This is a genomic window from Veillonella magna DSM 19857 (genome assembly GCF_000428745.1).
GTDB classification, from domain to species: Bacteria; Bacillota; Negativicutes; order Veillonellales; family Veillonellaceae; genus Veillonella_A; species Veillonella_A magna.
On sequence record NZ_AUAN01000011.1, the window covers coordinates 19,254 to 34,605 of the forward strand.

At 45.8% G+C, this 15,352-nt stretch carries 14 protein-coding genes and 1 pseudogene; 14 read left to right on the forward strand and 1 reads right to left on the reverse strand.

Translation table 11 applies throughout. The annotated features are described in order from the left end of the window. The first annotated feature begins 14 nt into the window (after window positions 1-14). From G344_RS11460 to G344_RS0105180, 13 genes and pseudogenes are all read left to right on the forward strand, one after another. Complete coding sequence (locus G344_RS11460; RefSeq protein WP_051245768.1) at window positions 15-833, forward strand: hypothetical protein; 819 nt, start codon at window positions 15-17, stop codon at window positions 831-833. 38 nt (window positions 834-871) lie between these two features. After that, window positions 872-1,219: a YkvA family protein gene (locus tag G344_RS0105130; protein WP_028255268.1), complete on the forward strand. Its 348-nt coding sequence runs from the start codon at window positions 872-874 to the stop codon at window positions 1,217-1,219. 162 nt (window positions 1,220-1,381) lie between these two features. Beyond that, window positions 1,382-1,822 (forward strand): acyl-CoA thioesterase, encoded by a 441-nt coding sequence (locus tag G344_RS0105135; RefSeq protein ID WP_028255269.1) that lies wholly within the window; start codon window positions 1,382-1,384, stop codon window positions 1,820-1,822. Beyond that, window positions 1,800-2,618 (forward strand): glutamate racemase, encoded by an 819-nt coding sequence (gene murI / locus G344_RS0105140; RefSeq protein WP_051245771.1) that lies wholly within the window; start codon window positions 1,800-1,802, stop codon window positions 2,616-2,618. The genes G344_RS0105135 and murI overlap by 23 nt, the downstream gene beginning before the upstream one ends. Before the next feature lie 12 nt (window positions 2,619-2,630). Continuing rightward, complete coding sequence (locus G344_RS0105145; RefSeq protein WP_028255271.1) at window positions 2,631-3,170, forward strand: hypothetical protein; 540 nt, start codon at window positions 2,631-2,633, stop codon at window positions 3,168-3,170. 13 nt (window positions 3,171-3,183) lie between these two features. After that, window positions 3,184-3,834, forward strand: a complete 651-nt coding sequence (locus G344_RS0105150; protein ID WP_028255272.1) for a coenzyme F420-0:L-glutamate ligase — start codon at window positions 3,184-3,186, stop codon at window positions 3,832-3,834. 59 nt (window positions 3,835-3,893) lie between these two features. Continuing rightward, complete coding sequence (locus tag G344_RS0105155; RefSeq protein ID WP_028255273.1) at window positions 3,894-5,567, forward strand: hydantoinase/oxoprolinase family protein; 1,674 nt, start codon at window positions 3,894-3,896, stop codon at window positions 5,565-5,567. A 43-nt stretch (window positions 5,568-5,610) separates the two neighbouring features. After that, window positions 5,611-6,957: a histone deacetylase family protein gene (locus G344_RS0105160; protein ID WP_083963072.1), complete on the forward strand. Its 1,347-nt coding sequence runs from the start codon at window positions 5,611-5,613 to the stop codon at window positions 6,955-6,957. 49 nt (window positions 6,958-7,006) lie between these two features. After that, window positions 7,007-7,696, forward strand: a pseudogene (rph, locus tag G344_RS12125) (ribonuclease PH); the annotation flags it as partial. A 30-nt stretch (window positions 7,697-7,726) separates the two neighbouring features. Continuing rightward, a complete protein-coding gene (locus G344_RS12130) occupies window positions 7,727-8,344 on the forward strand; it encodes an XTP/dITP diphosphatase (protein WP_244869497.1) in 618 nt (205 codons plus the stop codon). Window positions 8,345-8,348: 4 nt separating this feature from the next. Next, the gene (locus G344_RS0105170) at window positions 8,349-8,843 is read left to right on the forward strand and encodes a YfcE family phosphodiesterase (protein WP_028255276.1); all 495 of its coding nucleotides are present in this window, start codon (window positions 8,349-8,351) and stop codon (window positions 8,841-8,843) included. A gap of 209 nt (window positions 8,844-9,052) precedes the next feature. Then, window positions 9,053-9,835, forward strand: a complete 783-nt coding sequence (gene speD / locus G344_RS0105175; protein WP_028255277.1) for an adenosylmethionine decarboxylase — start codon at window positions 9,053-9,055, stop codon at window positions 9,833-9,835. A gap of 19 nt (window positions 9,836-9,854) precedes the next feature. Beyond that, window positions 9,855-11,060: an NAD(P)-dependent malic enzyme gene (locus tag G344_RS0105180; RefSeq protein ID WP_028255278.1), complete on the forward strand. Its 1,206-nt coding sequence runs from the start codon at window positions 9,855-9,857 to the stop codon at window positions 11,058-11,060. Window positions 11,061-11,206: 146 nt separating this feature from the next. Here the strand turns inward: G344_RS0105180 and G344_RS0105185 are convergent, their stop codons facing one another. Then, a complete protein-coding gene (locus G344_RS0105185) occupies window positions 11,207-12,361 on the reverse strand; it encodes an iron-containing alcohol dehydrogenase (RefSeq protein WP_038155006.1) in 1,155 nt (384 codons plus the stop codon). 320 nt (window positions 12,362-12,681) lie between these two features. Between G344_RS0105185 and G344_RS0105190 the strand changes: the two genes are divergently transcribed. After that, on the forward strand, window positions 12,682-14,973 hold the full coding sequence (locus G344_RS0105190; protein ID WP_028255280.1) for a bifunctional dihydroorotate dehydrogenase B NAD binding subunit/NADPH-dependent glutamate synthase: 2,292 nt from the start codon (window positions 12,682-12,684) through the stop codon (window positions 14,971-14,973). Window positions 14,974-15,352 lie beyond the last annotated feature (379 nt).

The following is a 15,352-nucleotide window of genomic DNA, read 5'->3' on the forward strand; positions in this document are numbered from 1 at the left end:
AGGAGAAGATGCAGATGGAAGAAATGAAAGGCATGATGATGGAAGAAACGGCCATGACGGCAGAAGAAAGAAATAAAGAAGTAGAAAGCATTTGCCGTTGGGCAGCCGCCAGAGCCGGCGTATTAGCTATGGCACCTAAGTTCAGTACAACCGCATTAATTGCTAATGATACGTACATGGTAACGCGTATTGCACAGGCCTATGGTCATTCTCTGACCTCCGGCGCTATTGTAGGGTTTTTAGGTGCCTTAGGCGGGAGCGTAGTAACAGCGCTGTTAACGTCGCTGTTGAAAAATCCGAAGGTAAAAATTCCTGTAGCGGTATGTATGTCCTATGCGATTGGCAAGGTGGCGGAAAAGTGGATTGGCGACGGTATGCCGATGCCGGCTGATTTTTCTGAATACCAAGATAGATTGGCACAGATTTTTGATCATATTAAAACGACTGTGGAATCGTTGATGTCGAATCCGATGAAGGATACGCCGTTAGGTGACGAACAGCGGGATATGCTCGGCGAAGCCGGTGTGAAAAGTGATGAATTCTTAGGGTTAAATGTGAATTCCTTGACGGATATGGTAGGCAGTACTATCGGTGCTGTAGCAGGCTTGTTCGGCGGACGTTCCGGTTTGGCTGCGCTGATATCTCAGCTTGGTGACTCGGCCACCGCTTTTGGCAATACAAAGCATGCATTGCGCGGTATCGGTGCGTTGCTTTTATCTATTTCCGAATCCGCCGCTTATTTTGTAAACAGCGCTACCGTGTCCTCCATAACGGCGGCCAAGTCCGTAGTGTTTGATGCAGCCGGTAAAGTGGGCCTTAAAAAGGAAGACTGAATAAGCAGTGAGTGGACGCGGAATAGGAGTTGACGCAAATGAATCCGTTAAAACTGGTTAAGTATGTAAAGTTTTTTTCGTCGGCCAAGTTTTTAGATTTTGTGGGTAAGATGGGGAAAAATGTAGTGTTCCTTCGCAAGGCGATGGTATTGTTTTTCTGCTTTAAGGATCAGGATACCCCGAAATATGTAAAAGCTATTATTGCCGGCGCATTGGGCTATTTGATTTTACCCGTTGACGGGATTCCCGATCGAATTCCCGGTTTGGGTTGGGTTGATGATGCGGCGGTTATCGCTTTGGCATTTAAGGCGGCCAGTCGTTATATCAAAGCATCGCATCACGAACAGGCTAAAAAATATATGCCGTTCGGCGAGGATACGCTGTAATATAGACGGTACATATGCTGAAGTAATTCTCTGGAGTTGCTTCAGCATTTCTTTTGTCGGTATGCCGAGATATGGACTGCTTTATTGACAGTCTATATAGAGTGCAGTAAAATGAACGTTGAATTATTTGTGTTTTAGAGAAGATGAAGAAAGGCAGGCAGTATGTTTACCACATCGTTACAAGTTCGGTTTTATGAGACGGATATGATGGAGGTAGCTCATCATACGAACCATTTGCGTTGGTTTGAAATGGGGCGTGTTGAATTCTTCCGCAGTTGCGGCATTAGTCTCTGGGACATGATGAATGAGGGAATCGTATTTCCTATTACAAAAGTCAGCTGTGAATATAAGGAACCGGCCCGCTTTGATGATATAATTACGGTGGAAGTGACGGTAGCAAAGCTAACGCGGGCACAATGTGTGTTTACTTATCGACTGGTACGTGAAGCAGACGGCGCACTTATCGCTACGGGGGAAACGCAGAACGTATTTACCGATAAGGAAACAGGCAAAATCATACGGTTGCCGGACGTGTTCTACAAGGCCATGGTAGCTAAGGCAGCGAAGAAGGAGGAGGCCCATGAACAAGGAGAAACAGATTGAGAGAAGCCGTTTGCCTATCGGCGTGTTTGACTCCGGTGTAGGCGGACTTACGGTGATGACTGTTATGCGTACCGTATTTCCCCATGAAGATTTTGTATATGTAGGAGATAACGCCAATAATCCGGTGGGCAATAAACCTAATGAAGAAATCACCGATATTGCCGTTCGGATTGGTCGTTTTCTGGAACAGGTACCGGTTAAGCTAGCCGTGGTGGCTTGTAATACGTTTACAGTTGTCGCGTTGGATGAATTGCGTCGCCAATTGTCGTATCCGATTGTAGGTGTTTGCAAGGGCGTACATACGGCAATTGATATCAGCCCTCGCAAGTCCATTGCTATTATGGCTACCAAGGCGACTATTGATAGTCATAAGCACAAGGAATCAGCGCTGAAGTTTAATCCGAATGTGTCGGTATGGGAACAATCCTGCCCTGATTTAGCGCATATTATTGAAGAGGGGCATTTGACGGACGACATAGCGCGGGCGAAGGCTGAAGAGTATATTCAACCTATTTTGGAGGCCGGTGCGGATACGATTGTACTAGGCTGTACTCATTTCCCGTTTATTAAACGATTGCTGGAGCGCATTACCGGTAATGATGTAGTGTACGTGGATCCGTCCTATGAAACGGCAACGGAAGTAAAACGTGTGCTAACGGAACAGCAGTTGTTAAACCCTAAGCATACAACAGGCAAAATGGATTTATGTTTTACGAAGGATGTAGAGTTGGCATCGAAGATGGCATCTTGCTTGATTCCTCCGAAGGATTTTACGATTCGCAGTATTAAATTATAAGGAAGTGTTGCTATGTTTTTCTACACCTTAATCAATGTAGTCGTAACTATCGTCGTAATTATTGCGGCTCTCTACTTAGCGTTTCGCTTTTATGCGTGGCGCCAAGGCAACGAACGAATTGTTCTTATTACCAAACGCCGTACACCGTTTCAGGTAGAGGACTTGACCTTTAAAACGGTTACCTTAGTGTGCGATATTCCTTTTGTTAATCGCGGAAAGCAGAACGGGACGATTATGGATGTGTATCCGCGTCATCTGCTTCCTCAGGAACAGTTTGACAATGTGTCTATCGTGTCTTGGACGACGGATGCCAATCGCGAACGTCATGATGGTTATTGGGAATCTGTTATTATTGAACCTCGTAAAGGTGGTACTATTCGTTTGCGCGTCATCTTGGAAGGTAAGACCGGTAACATTCGCAAGGATGTAGTAGGCTTCCCGGATATGAGCATTGACATCGTATACCAGGTAGTGGGACGCAGTGATTGGCATATTAGTAAGCAACGAATTGTGTTGACTGCAGAAGAGTTGGCACAGGCTATGCGTCAGTAGAGGAGGAAAGATTATGGCAAATTTGGAATTAGTACCGATACATACTCGTATACTGACAGATAAGGACGATATTGTAGAAGCAATTGCTCATTATGCGAAGGATATTATCGGACCGGAAGATATTGTGTGTGTAGCTGAATCGGTAGTGGCCATTACGCAGGGGCACTTTACGCGACCGGAAGAATTAAAACCTACATGGCAGGCACGTTTCTTATGTCGTTTTGTACCGGCAGAAGGATCGATGAGCTCCGTGTATGGCATGCAGGCCGCTATGGAACTAGAAGGTAAGTGGAAGGTGATGGGTGCCTTTTTCATAGGTGCTATTGCTAAGCTGTTCCGAAAAAACGGTGTGTTTTATCAGTTGGCACGTCAAGCCTCTCTTACCGATGATGTAACGGGCACAATGCCTCCGTTCGATAAACATATCGTATACGGACCAAAGGAACCGAATCAGGTTGCCGAACGCATTGTACGGCGCACGGGATGCTATGGTGCCGTGGTAGCCGACGTAAATGATTTAAAACGTTCGGCGGTCCTTGGACATAGTCGCGGGATGGATCCGAAGAAGATAGCTCGTATTTTGATTGATAATCCGTTTGGTAACGATAGTCAGATGACACCGATTGTTGTCATTAAAAACTTTGCTGCCGTACAAGCGAAATAAAAGAGGCCCTATGGCCTCTTTTTGCGTAAGAAGAGAGTATATGAAACGAGGAGGCGCCAATGAAAGGACAACGAATCGGTATAGATGTGGGCGGTACCTTTACAGATGCCGTTATTTTGGAAGGCACACGGATTGTGGCATCCGCTAAACGTCGCACAACCAAACCGCGTTTTATGGACGGAGTACTGGCGGCGTTAGATGCAGTGATGGTGGGACGTAAGACAGAACATATAGAACGCGTTACCTTATCGACGACGGTCATTACCAATGCGGTGGTGGAACATAAGGAAGAAGCGACAGACTTATATATTATTCCCGGTCCGGGGCGTAATATGTTGCATGCGTTTCCCGTAACACCGATTATTTGGAGCGGCTATACAGATCACCGCGGTGTGATGACGGCACCGACGATACCGAAGATAGAAAATCCGTGTGGTACTCGACGGGCTGCTATATCTGCAAAGTTTGCGGTAAGGAATCCGCAGAGTGAAGAGAACGGTGCTAAGGTATTACGTGAAGCCGGCTACGAACAGGTGACGCAGGCGTCATCGCTCAGTGGCCGCCTTAATTTTCCGCGTCGCACGGTAAGTGCGTATTTCAATAGTGCCGTATATGGTGTGTTCGGTCAATTTATTGATAGTATCCAACAGGCACTTAAGGACAGGGACATTACGGCACCGCTATATATTTTAAAAGCCGATGGTGGTGCATTACCGGTGATGCAATTGAAAGAGCGTCCGGTTGAAACTGTTTTTACCGGGCCGGCAGCCAGTGTGCTCGGCATGGAAGCGTTGGAAACAATACCGCAGGAACAAGCCGTTGCTCTTGATATCGGCGGGACGACTACGGATATTTCCTTGTGGGAAAACAGCCGACCGCTAATGGCACATGGTGGCGTGGCCATTCGCGAATACCCCAGTGCGGTACGCTCTTTTATGGTGCGTTCCGTAGGTATCGGCGGTGAATCGGCGGTACGTATTAGCCAAGACGGTTTGTTGACGGTGGGCCCGTTGCGATTGGGGCCTTCGGTGGCGTTAGGCGGCAGTGTTCCTACTTTGGGGGATGCGCTCATAGTGTTGGGCTATGCAAGTTACGGTGACGTAACCGCAGCTAAGACAGCCATAGGCGAGTTAGCGGCCGAATGGAATGCGTCGCATCAAGCGGATAGCGTATCGCCGGAAGCAATCGCACGTCGTATTGTAAAACAGGCGGTGCAAACAATAAGAGACGGAATTATAGCCGCCGTGGACGAACAAAATAAGCGACCTATTTATGTCGTCAAGGATATTGTAGAAGCAAAAACATTTACGCCGACAGTGGGGATTGCCGTCGGCGGTACGGCCCCTTCTTTGGCAAAGGCTCTTGAAGAGGGACTCGGTATTCCGGTTCAAATACCGTCAGCGGCAGCGGTAGCCAATGCAGTAGGTGCGGCGGTAGCTAAGGAAATTGTGGATATTACCGTACGAGTGGCTACGGAGACACACACGATGGTAATTCCCGAACTAGGAATACAAAGTCGTACTAGTTGTCGTAATTTAGAAGAGGTTCGGCAGCGGGCCGTGGAACATTTACTGGCTTATGCTAACACGTTGGGAATCGCAGATACATCGTATGAGATTACCTATGAAGAAGAAGTACCTGTGGTGAAAGGTTGGCAGGATGTATTTTATAGTATTACAGTATGTTTGCAGTTACAGGCGGGGGTGACGGTTCATGTACAAGCCGAAGACTGAAGATATGCAATGCAATCAAGTGGACAATGAGAGACATCCATTGATGATGGCAAGAGAAACCGGCGGGAATGAGAACGTGCCATTGGGATTGGTATTTTTTCCCGCCTTTGATTGGAAAATTTCTACCACGCATCCGGAACGACCGGAGCGATTATTATATACAAGGGATCAATTATTAGAGGAAGGCCTGCTCGATCATCCGGCTATTCGCGAATACAATCCTTTGGTTGCTTCGTGGCGATCCATTGAACGTGTGCATGTCGGTGCCCCATCGTTGGCTGCGTGGGTTACCGAAGCACATCGCGTATCGGCAGGTGGCGCTATTGCCGCAGCCGAAGCAGTGATGAGCGGTGAGGTAAAGAGGGCGTTTGCATTGGTTCGTCCGCCGGGGCATCATGCGATGACTATGGTCCATGGGATACGCGGATTTTGTACGATCAATATTGAAGCTGTTATGTTGGCGCATATTCGTCGTCATTATAGTATTCGAAAAATTGCCGTCGTCGATACAGATGTACATCATGGTGACGGTTCGCAGGATGTGTTCTATCACGATCCGGACACATTGTATATTTCCTTTCACCAAGATGGTCGTACACTGTACCCGGGAACAGGATTCATGAGCGAGTACGGTGGTCCGCAGGCCATCGGCAGTACAGTCAATATTCCGCTACCGCCGGGAACGGGAGACGAAGGTCTGCAAAAGGTATTGGAAGAATTGGTCATGCCTATATTGGAAGATTTTGAACCGGAATTAGTGATTAACTCAGCCGGACAGGATAACCACTTTAGCGACCCGTTGGCCAATATGCAAATAACAGCGAAAGGCTATGCCAAATTAGCGGATACATTGCAAGCGGATATTGCCGTACTGGAAGGTGGCTACTCTGTACAGGAAGCGTTGCCCTACGTAAATACCGGTATCATTTTAGCTATGGCCGGTCTCGATTACAGCGGTGTGGTGGAACCGGCTTTCGATGCGCAGCGGTATCGTCAAAAAGCAGATGTAACGGCATATATTGATGACTTGATTAAGCAGTGGCAACGCCAATGGCAGCAGCGTCGACAGATGCAGGCGGATTATCTTGTAGGTATGGGCGATTATTGGCATGAAACCCGACATCTCTATTATGATGAAACGGGTATTACGGAGCATCGGGAAGAGAAGATACGCCTATATCCGCAGCGCCTAGGGTGGCACAGTATATATTCATCCAGTCAAAGCGGTCCTTTCGGGAGTCAGCGCGTATATGCGATGTTTATTCCTTGGCAAGCAGATGAGATATGTCGAAGAGACGCTTATGATGAAGCGTTGCGTGCTAAAAAAGAGGGCAAGGCGACACGCTATGTAGTGGTAGACCCGATGAAGGATATACAGGAAGATATCTAGCTGTGGTATAATAAGAATGAAATAAGAAAAGATAGTAGGAGTGACATACATGCGCGTTGACGGTAGAGCACAGGCGGACATGCGTCCTGTAAAAATAACGAGACATTATACGATGCATGCGGAAGGGTCTGTCTTGGTAGAGTTTGGTAATACCAAGGTACTCTGCACGGCATCGGTAGAAAATAAAGTCCCTCGCTTTTTGAAGGGGGAAGGTAAAGGATGGATTACTGCGGAGTATTCCTTATTACCAAGGGCAACGGCTACTCGTACCAATCGAGAAGCGACGAAAGGGCGGCAGACGGGGCGAACCGTTGAAATACAGCGCTTAATCGGACGGGCTTTGCGGGCTGTCGTGGATATGGAGGCAATCGGCGAACGTACCATTACCTTGGATTGCGATGTATTGCAGGCTGACGGTGGTACGCGTACGGCGGCTATTACCGGTGCGTTTGTAGCCCTGGTTGATGCAGTAGATAGCATTTACGGTGGCGTCGGTAAGTTCCCGGTAGAAGATTTTTGTGCCGCTGTATCCGTGGGAATCGGAGAGCAAGGACCGATTACGGATTTGTGTTACGCGGAAGACAGTGAAGCCGTTGTAGATATGAATGTCGTGCGCACCGGTCGCGGCAACCTAATCGAAGTACAGGGGACGGGCGAGCACGGCACATTTACACGAAGCGAATTAGATACATTGATGGACATGGCTGAACAGGCAACAGAGGTGCTGTTTAAAGCACAGAAAGAGGCCTTGGGAATAACGGCTGACAAAATCGGTGCCGTATGTAATAAAGTAGTCTTGGCTACGCATAATCAAGGAAAAATTCGCGAGTTTAAAGCTGCACTGTCCGAACTGGGCTTAGAGGCGGTTAGTATCGGTGAGTTATGCCAAGTCAATGAACCGGAAGAGACGGGTAAGACCTTTATGGAAAATGCCTTATTAAAAGCGCGCTATTATATGGAATTTTGTCGTCTTCCTTGTTTGGCAGATGATTCGGGTTTGGCCGTGGAACCTTTACATGGAGCGCCCGGCGTGTACTCGGCGCGCTATGCCGGAGAAAATGCAACCGATGAGGAAAACAATGAAAAGCTGCTCCGGGAGTTGGCCGATGTGCCTTTTGAAAAAAGTAAGGCTAAGTATATTTGTGCGTTAGCCTTGGTATATCCTGACGGTCGTTATATGACGGCAAAAGGTGCCTGTGAAGGATTAATCCAAAAGGAAGCTAACGGCGAAGGCGGCTTTGGTTATGATCCGTATTTCTATGTTCCGGAGTTAGGTACGACGATGGCGGATATTTCTTTGGAAGAAAAGAATAAACGAAGTCATCGGGCATTGGCTCTGCGACTATTGGTGGATAAGCTACGTGCGGAGGATGCGACACATGAGTGAGGTGGTGCATCGTATCGGTATTATCAGCGATACCCACGGATATTTAAATCGAATTGACGAAGTGTTAGCTCATACGCGTTCTATGGGATTACGATTGTGGTTGCACGCCGGTGACTACGGTGATGATGCACGGTATATGATGGAACGAACCCGCGTTCCCGTCGTTGCAGTACGTGGCAATAATGATAGAGTACAGCCGTTGGAGCCGCGAGAACAATTGATTCCTTTTGAGGATACCTATATTTATATGACGCATGGTGACAGAATCAGACCGTATAACAGGGTACAAGAAATGATTACGTTAGCGCGCGGCATGGGAGCGACTCTAGCCATAGCCGGTCACAGTCATCATCACGGTTCATTTGATGCGGGGGATTGTTTATTTATAAATCCCGGTAGTCCGTCGTTACCGCGTGATGGATCGGGCGGAACATTTGCCGTTGCTGAATATGTAGACGGGCATTTTAAAGTAAAGTTTTATTATTTGCGCGATTTATGAGTAGGTAGGTCAAATAGATATAAGACCATGCTGTCAGGCAAAGAAGATAGTTAATATAGGATAGCATGTTGTTTTACAGAGATAGGGATTTATAATGACTGCCTGTCGTTTTATGAGTATATATAATTTTATAAATCGAAACTCTTGAATATATCGAAGAATTTCGCTATAATGAGTTTGGTATTGATAAGGAAGGTGTACATTACATCATGGAAACATCCGTTAAGCCTATAAAGAAAATGAAGCTCTATGGATTTAACAATTTGACAAAAACTTTAAGCTTTAATATTTATGACATTTGTTACACGCGAACAGAAGAAGAAAAGCGCCAATATATCGAGTATATTGACGAAGTGTATAATGCCCAGCGCTTGACGGATATCTTAACCGAAGTATCTCATATCATCGGTGCCAATATCTTAAATGTGGCCAAGCAGGATTACGATCCGCAAGGGGCGAGTGTTACGATTCTGATTTCCGAAGAAGAAGTACATAAGGAAGATGTTGTATGTCATTTGGATAAAAGTCATTTGACGGTTCATACCTACCCGGAAAGTCATCCGTATCGAGGTATCAGTACATTCCGTGCCGATATCGACGTATCTACATGCGGTCAGATTTCCCCGTTGAATGCGCTTAATTATTTAATTGACAGCTTTGATTCTGATATTATCAGTCTCGATTACCGCGTACGCGGTTTTACGCGAGATGTAGCAGGTAAGAAAATTTACATCGATCACCGCATCAATTCCATTCAGAATTATATTAATGCTAAAACAAAGAACCTTTATAATATGATTGATGTTAACGTATATCAGGAAAATATCTTCCATACGAAGATGATGCTTAAAGAGTACGACCTGAATAACTACTTGTTCGGCATTACCGAAGACGATTTATCCGCACGGGAACGCAAACATATTAAGCAATTGTTGAAGCAAGAGATGACAGAGATTTTTTATGGGAGGAATTTACCGACCTTAAAGCAATAAGCGATAGGAGGAATCAAACATGGACGTACGAGAAGAAGCAGTACAAAAGAAATTGGAATTGGGTGGCTTTTTAACCACGGGAACGAAGTATCCGCTAAAGGATTCTCATGATTTATCCGTTGCCTACACTCCGGGGGTTGCAGAACCGTGCTTGCGCATTAAAGAAAATGAAGAATTATCCTTTGATTTGACATGCCGCAGCAATATGGTTGCCGTAATTTCCGACGGTACCCGCGTACTCGGTCTTGGCGATATCGGTGCGGCAGCGGCTATGCCGGTTATGGAAGGGAAAGCGCTGTTATTCAAACGATTTGGTAATGTTGACTGCGTTCCTCTCGTTATCGACACCAAAGATCCGGAAGAATTCATTCATACCGTTAAATTGGTACAGAAAAACTATGCCGGTATCAATTTGGAAGATATTTCGTCCCCGAAATGCTATGAAATTGAAAACCGCTTAAAGGAAGAATTGGAAATTCCTGTATTCCATGATGATCAGCATGGTACTGCCATCGCTTGCTTGGCAGGTGTTAAAGCGGCACTTCGTTTTGTAAAGAAGGATTTGGCCAAGGTTAAAATCGTAGTTAACGGTGCCGGGGCAGCCGGTGCTAATATTGCACGTCTTCTTTACTTAGCTGGTGCCCGTGATATTACCTTAATGGTAAGCTCTGGTGTACTTAATAAAAACTACAAACGCCTCGACTCCCTGCAGGCAGAAATGATTAAATTGTTAGGTCAGGAAGAAAAAACAGGTACGCTTGCGGAAGTGGCTAAAGGCGCTGACGTATTGTTAGGTGTATCGGCAGCCGGTGTATTCACCGAAGATATTCTTAAGAGTCTGGCTAAGGATGCTATCGTATTTGCTATGGCTAATCCCGTACCGGAAGCTATGTATGATGTTGCTAAGGCTTGTGGTGTGCGTGTTGCCGGTACCGGTCGCAGCGATGCTCCGAACCAGATTAACAATGTAAACGTATTTCCGGGCTTGTTCCGTGGTGCTATTGATGTACATGCGTCCAAGATTAACGATGAAATGAAATTGGCCGCTGCTGACGCATTAGCAGATTTGGTGGCTGATGAAGATCTTCGTGAAGACTATGTAGTAGCCAATGCATTTGACGAACGCGTTCCGTTGGCAGTAGCAAAGGCTGTTGCCGAAATGGCTATCAAAACAGGGGTAGCTCGTAAAGCACTCCCTGCCGAAGATGGCAACTATGGTAATTAATTGCTATAAAATATAAACCATAAAATATAAAATAGTGAAAGGCCACCGTGCAATCAATGATTACACGGTGGCCTTTTTGTATGCTTATAGGCTTGTATCACCATGCGGTGTACAGGCGCATGGGAACGGCTATATCAACTACGGACTTAGAAGTTTACATCTTTGCCGTAGTAAGCAGCTTTATAAATGTTCTTAATATCTTCTACCGATGGTTTGCGCGGATTCGTCAAGGTGCAAGCATCTGCTTCGGCGCGTTCACTCATGCGATCGAGGACTGCAAGAAAATCGTTTTCTTTAATGACGGTATTCGTACCTTCCTGAATTGTTTTCGTTAAACCAATGCGAGCATTGAGGTTCCAAATGGCATGCTCTAGGTTGTCGATACCGAGGATACCTTCCAAGCGAGCATATTTGCTGGTGGCTTTCTTATTGAATTGAATGATATAAGGAAGCATTAATGCATTGGCTTCTCCGTGAGTAAGATGGAACTCGCCGCCGATTTTATGAGCCATGCTGTGAACAATACCGAGTGAGCAGTTACTAAATGCCATGCCTGCCATAGTGGAGGCATCGTGCATTTTCTGACGAGCTACCATGTTGGTCGGTTCTTTCACAGCTGTTTCCAAATATTCGAAAACTAATTGAATGGCGTGAAGAGCTAACGGGTCGGTATAATCATCGGCTGCGGTTGATACGTAAGCTTCGATAGCATGTGTCATAACATCCATACCGGTCTGTGCTGTAATAAGCGGAGGCATCTTTGCCGGAATACGATCGTCCAAAATGGCTACATCCGGTACAATTTGCGGGCTGACCAACGGATATTTGATGTGATTGTCCGTATCGGTGATTACACTGAAGGCCGTGATTTCCGAAGCAGTACCGCTAGTAGAAGGAATGCAAATCAGTTTAGCCTTCGTCCGAAGCGGTGGGAAATTAAAGCGAACAAGCTCCATGAAATCATATCCCGGATGCTCGTAGTATACCCACATTACCTTAGCGGCATCCATAGGAGAACCGCCACCTAAGGCGATAATCCAATCCGGTTGGAATTCGGCCATCTTAGCACCGCCGGCTTTACAGGTAGTTATAGAAGGATCCGGTTCGACACCGTCGATAATTTGTACTTCCATACCGGCCTTTTCCAATTGGGTTTTCGCTTCATCAAGAAAACCAAAACGCTTCATGGAATGACCGCCCGTAACAATACTGGCACGTTTCCCTTCTAAGGTGGATAAAAACTCCAATGCATTGTTGCCATGGATTACCTGTTTAGGGATACTAAAAGTAGAGTAAGCCATAATAATGAAACCTCCTAACTGTAAGTAGAACAAAAATCTACCCCAAGGCGTGTCTAGTCGTATCGCTATCAAAGCCGGTACAGCCGGAATCACACGCTTATGACTGTATGAGATAGTTATTATCTTATGACATCATTATAAATCAAACGCTTTCAATTATCAAGAAGAATTATGAGCAAATATCATTTTAATTATTCTTAAATGTGTTGTACAATGAGTTTGATTAATAACGGATGACGTTTGTTGTGTCAGAGGTAGAGGTTAGGGATGCAGCGAACATATTAGGGACCCTATCGGGCTGTACAAAGGAGTGAGTTCTCTTGTTTAAAATTATAACGAAACGACAGCTTCATACCAATATGTATCAATTCGATATTTTGGCACCAAGATTGGCAGAGTCGGCTTTACCGGGACAATTTGTTATTGTCAAACACGGTGAATACGGTGAACGTGTACCGCTGACGATTACTGATTATGATCGTCGTAAGGGAACGGTAAGTATTGTATTTCAGACCTTAGGTGATTCCACACAGAAGTTAGCAAAATTGGAAGCAGGCGATTTTGTTACCGACTTTGTAGGACCGTTAGGGAATCCTACAGACTTAACCGAATTGAATGATGAAGAATTGGGAAAGAAAAAAATTCTTTTCTTGTGCGGCGGTGTAGGCACGGCACCGGTATACCCGCAGGTTAAATATTTGAAGTCGCGCGGCATAGGAGCCGATGTAATTATCGGCGCACGGACAAAGGATATCATTATTTATGAAGATGAAATGCGGTCGGTGGCAGAGAATTTATATTTGGCAACTGATGATGGGAGCTATGGCTTTCATGGTAATGTTGTTCAATGTATGAAACAGCTTATTGCAGATGGCAAAGAGTACAATCACATCGTAGCGATTGGTCCGATGATTATGATGAAGTTTGCCACCTTGGCAGCTAAAGAGCTGGGCATACCTATCGTGGTATCTCTTAACTCTATCATGGTTGATGGTACAGGGATGTGCGGGGCTTGTCGCGTTACTATTGGCAATGAAGTGAAATTTACCTGTGTAGACGGACCGGAGTTTGATGGATATTTAGTTGACTTTGATAATGCTATGCAGCGACAAAGTATGTATAAGACGGAAGAAGGCCGTAAGCTGGTACGTGAAATGGATGCCCTCCATCCGAATCCGAATTGTACTTGTGAGGCCGATGTTCCTGTAGAGTCATTGGTACCCGGTGACAAAAGTAAACGCGTACCGGTGCGAGAGCAGGATCCCGCGGTCCGCGCCGGCAATTTTGAAGAAGTATGCTATGGATATAATGAACGAGAAGCCATTTTAGAGGCCAATCGTTGTCTAAATTGTAAAATTCCTCGTTGTGTTCAGGCCTGTCCGGTACATATTAATATACCGGGGTTTATAAGTGCCTTGAAGGAGGGCAATATAAAAGAAGCCGGTCGTATTATTTCTAAGCAAAGTGCGTTGCCGGCCATTTGTGGGCGCGTGTGTCCGCAAGAAGAGCAGTGCGAAGGTGCCTGTGTAATGGGAATTAAATTTGAGCCGGTAGCAATCGGGAAGCTTGAACGTTTTGTGGCGGATACAAATCTACAAAATGGGGTGGTCTTTGGTGAAAAAGAAGCATCTAAGGGAATTAAAGTAGCCGTTATCGGTTCCGGCCCGGCCGGTCTTACCTGCGCAGGAGATTTAGCGAAAAAAGGGTATGATGTAACCGTTTTCGAATCCTTGCATAAATTAGGCGGTGTATTGGCTTATGGTATTCCGGAGTTCCGCCTGCCGAAGGACCGCATTGTAAATAAGGAAGTAGAAAATATTAAAAATTTAGGTGTGAAATTTGAAACGGACGTTATTGTAGGTCGTACGGTGACCATTGATCACTTGATGGAAAAAGAAGGCTTTAAAGCAGTCTTTATCGGCTCCGGTGCAGGGCTGCCAAAGTTTATGCACATTCCCGGCGAGCAGTCTAACGGCGTTTTATCGGCGAATGAATTTCTAACGCGGGCGAATTTGATGCAGGCGTATGATGATACGTATGATACACCGATTGCTATCGGTAAGGTATGTGTTACCGTCGGTGCCGGCAATGTGGCGATGGATGCAGCCCGTACGGCATTGCGTCTCGGGTCCGAGTCAAAGATTGTGTATCGGCGCAGCGAGGATGAAATTCCGGCGAGAGCGGAAGAAGTCCATCATGCAAAAGAAGAAGGCGTTGAATTTAATCTTTTAACAAATCCTGTGGAAATCTTGCATGATGATAAGGGCTGGGTTACCGGTGTGAAATGTATTAAGATGCAGCTGGGTGAAGCCGATGCATCGGGTCGTCGGCGTCCGGTGGAAATTCCGGGATCGGAATTTATCATTCCTTGCGATACGGTTATTATGTCGTTGGGAACATCGCCTAATCCATTAATTCGCTCAACTACAAAAGGGTTAGATACACATAAATGGGGCGGTCTTATTGTAGATGAAACGACCGGAGCAACTACGCGGGAAGGAATTTTTGCCGGTGGTGATGCAGTAACAGGTGCGGCTACAGTTATTTTAGCTATGGGTGCCGGTAAACAAGCAGCGGCAGCCATGGATGAATATTTACAGAGAACGGTATAGTTGTGGTATAGTTGACAATTCTTTTGTTAAGAACATATGAAGGAGCGGTTGCTCTAGGAGGCTAGGTCTTGCGAATAGCCTCTACGAGCAACCGCTCCTTCATAATGTAATAACAAGGCGAATCGACTATAGAAGATAGGGCATGGCGAATAGCCTCTACGAGCAACTGCTCCTTCATACTGTAATAACAAGGCGAATCGACTATAGAAGATAGGGCATGGCGAATAGCCTTTACGAGCAACTGCTACTTCGTACTGTTATGACAAGGAGCATCGATTGTCAGAGATAAGTCATTGCTAGGAAATGGGAAATAAGATGAAAAATAGCTTTAAAATTAAAAATCAAGTAAAGCTGAAAGGTATTAGACGTTTTTCAGATG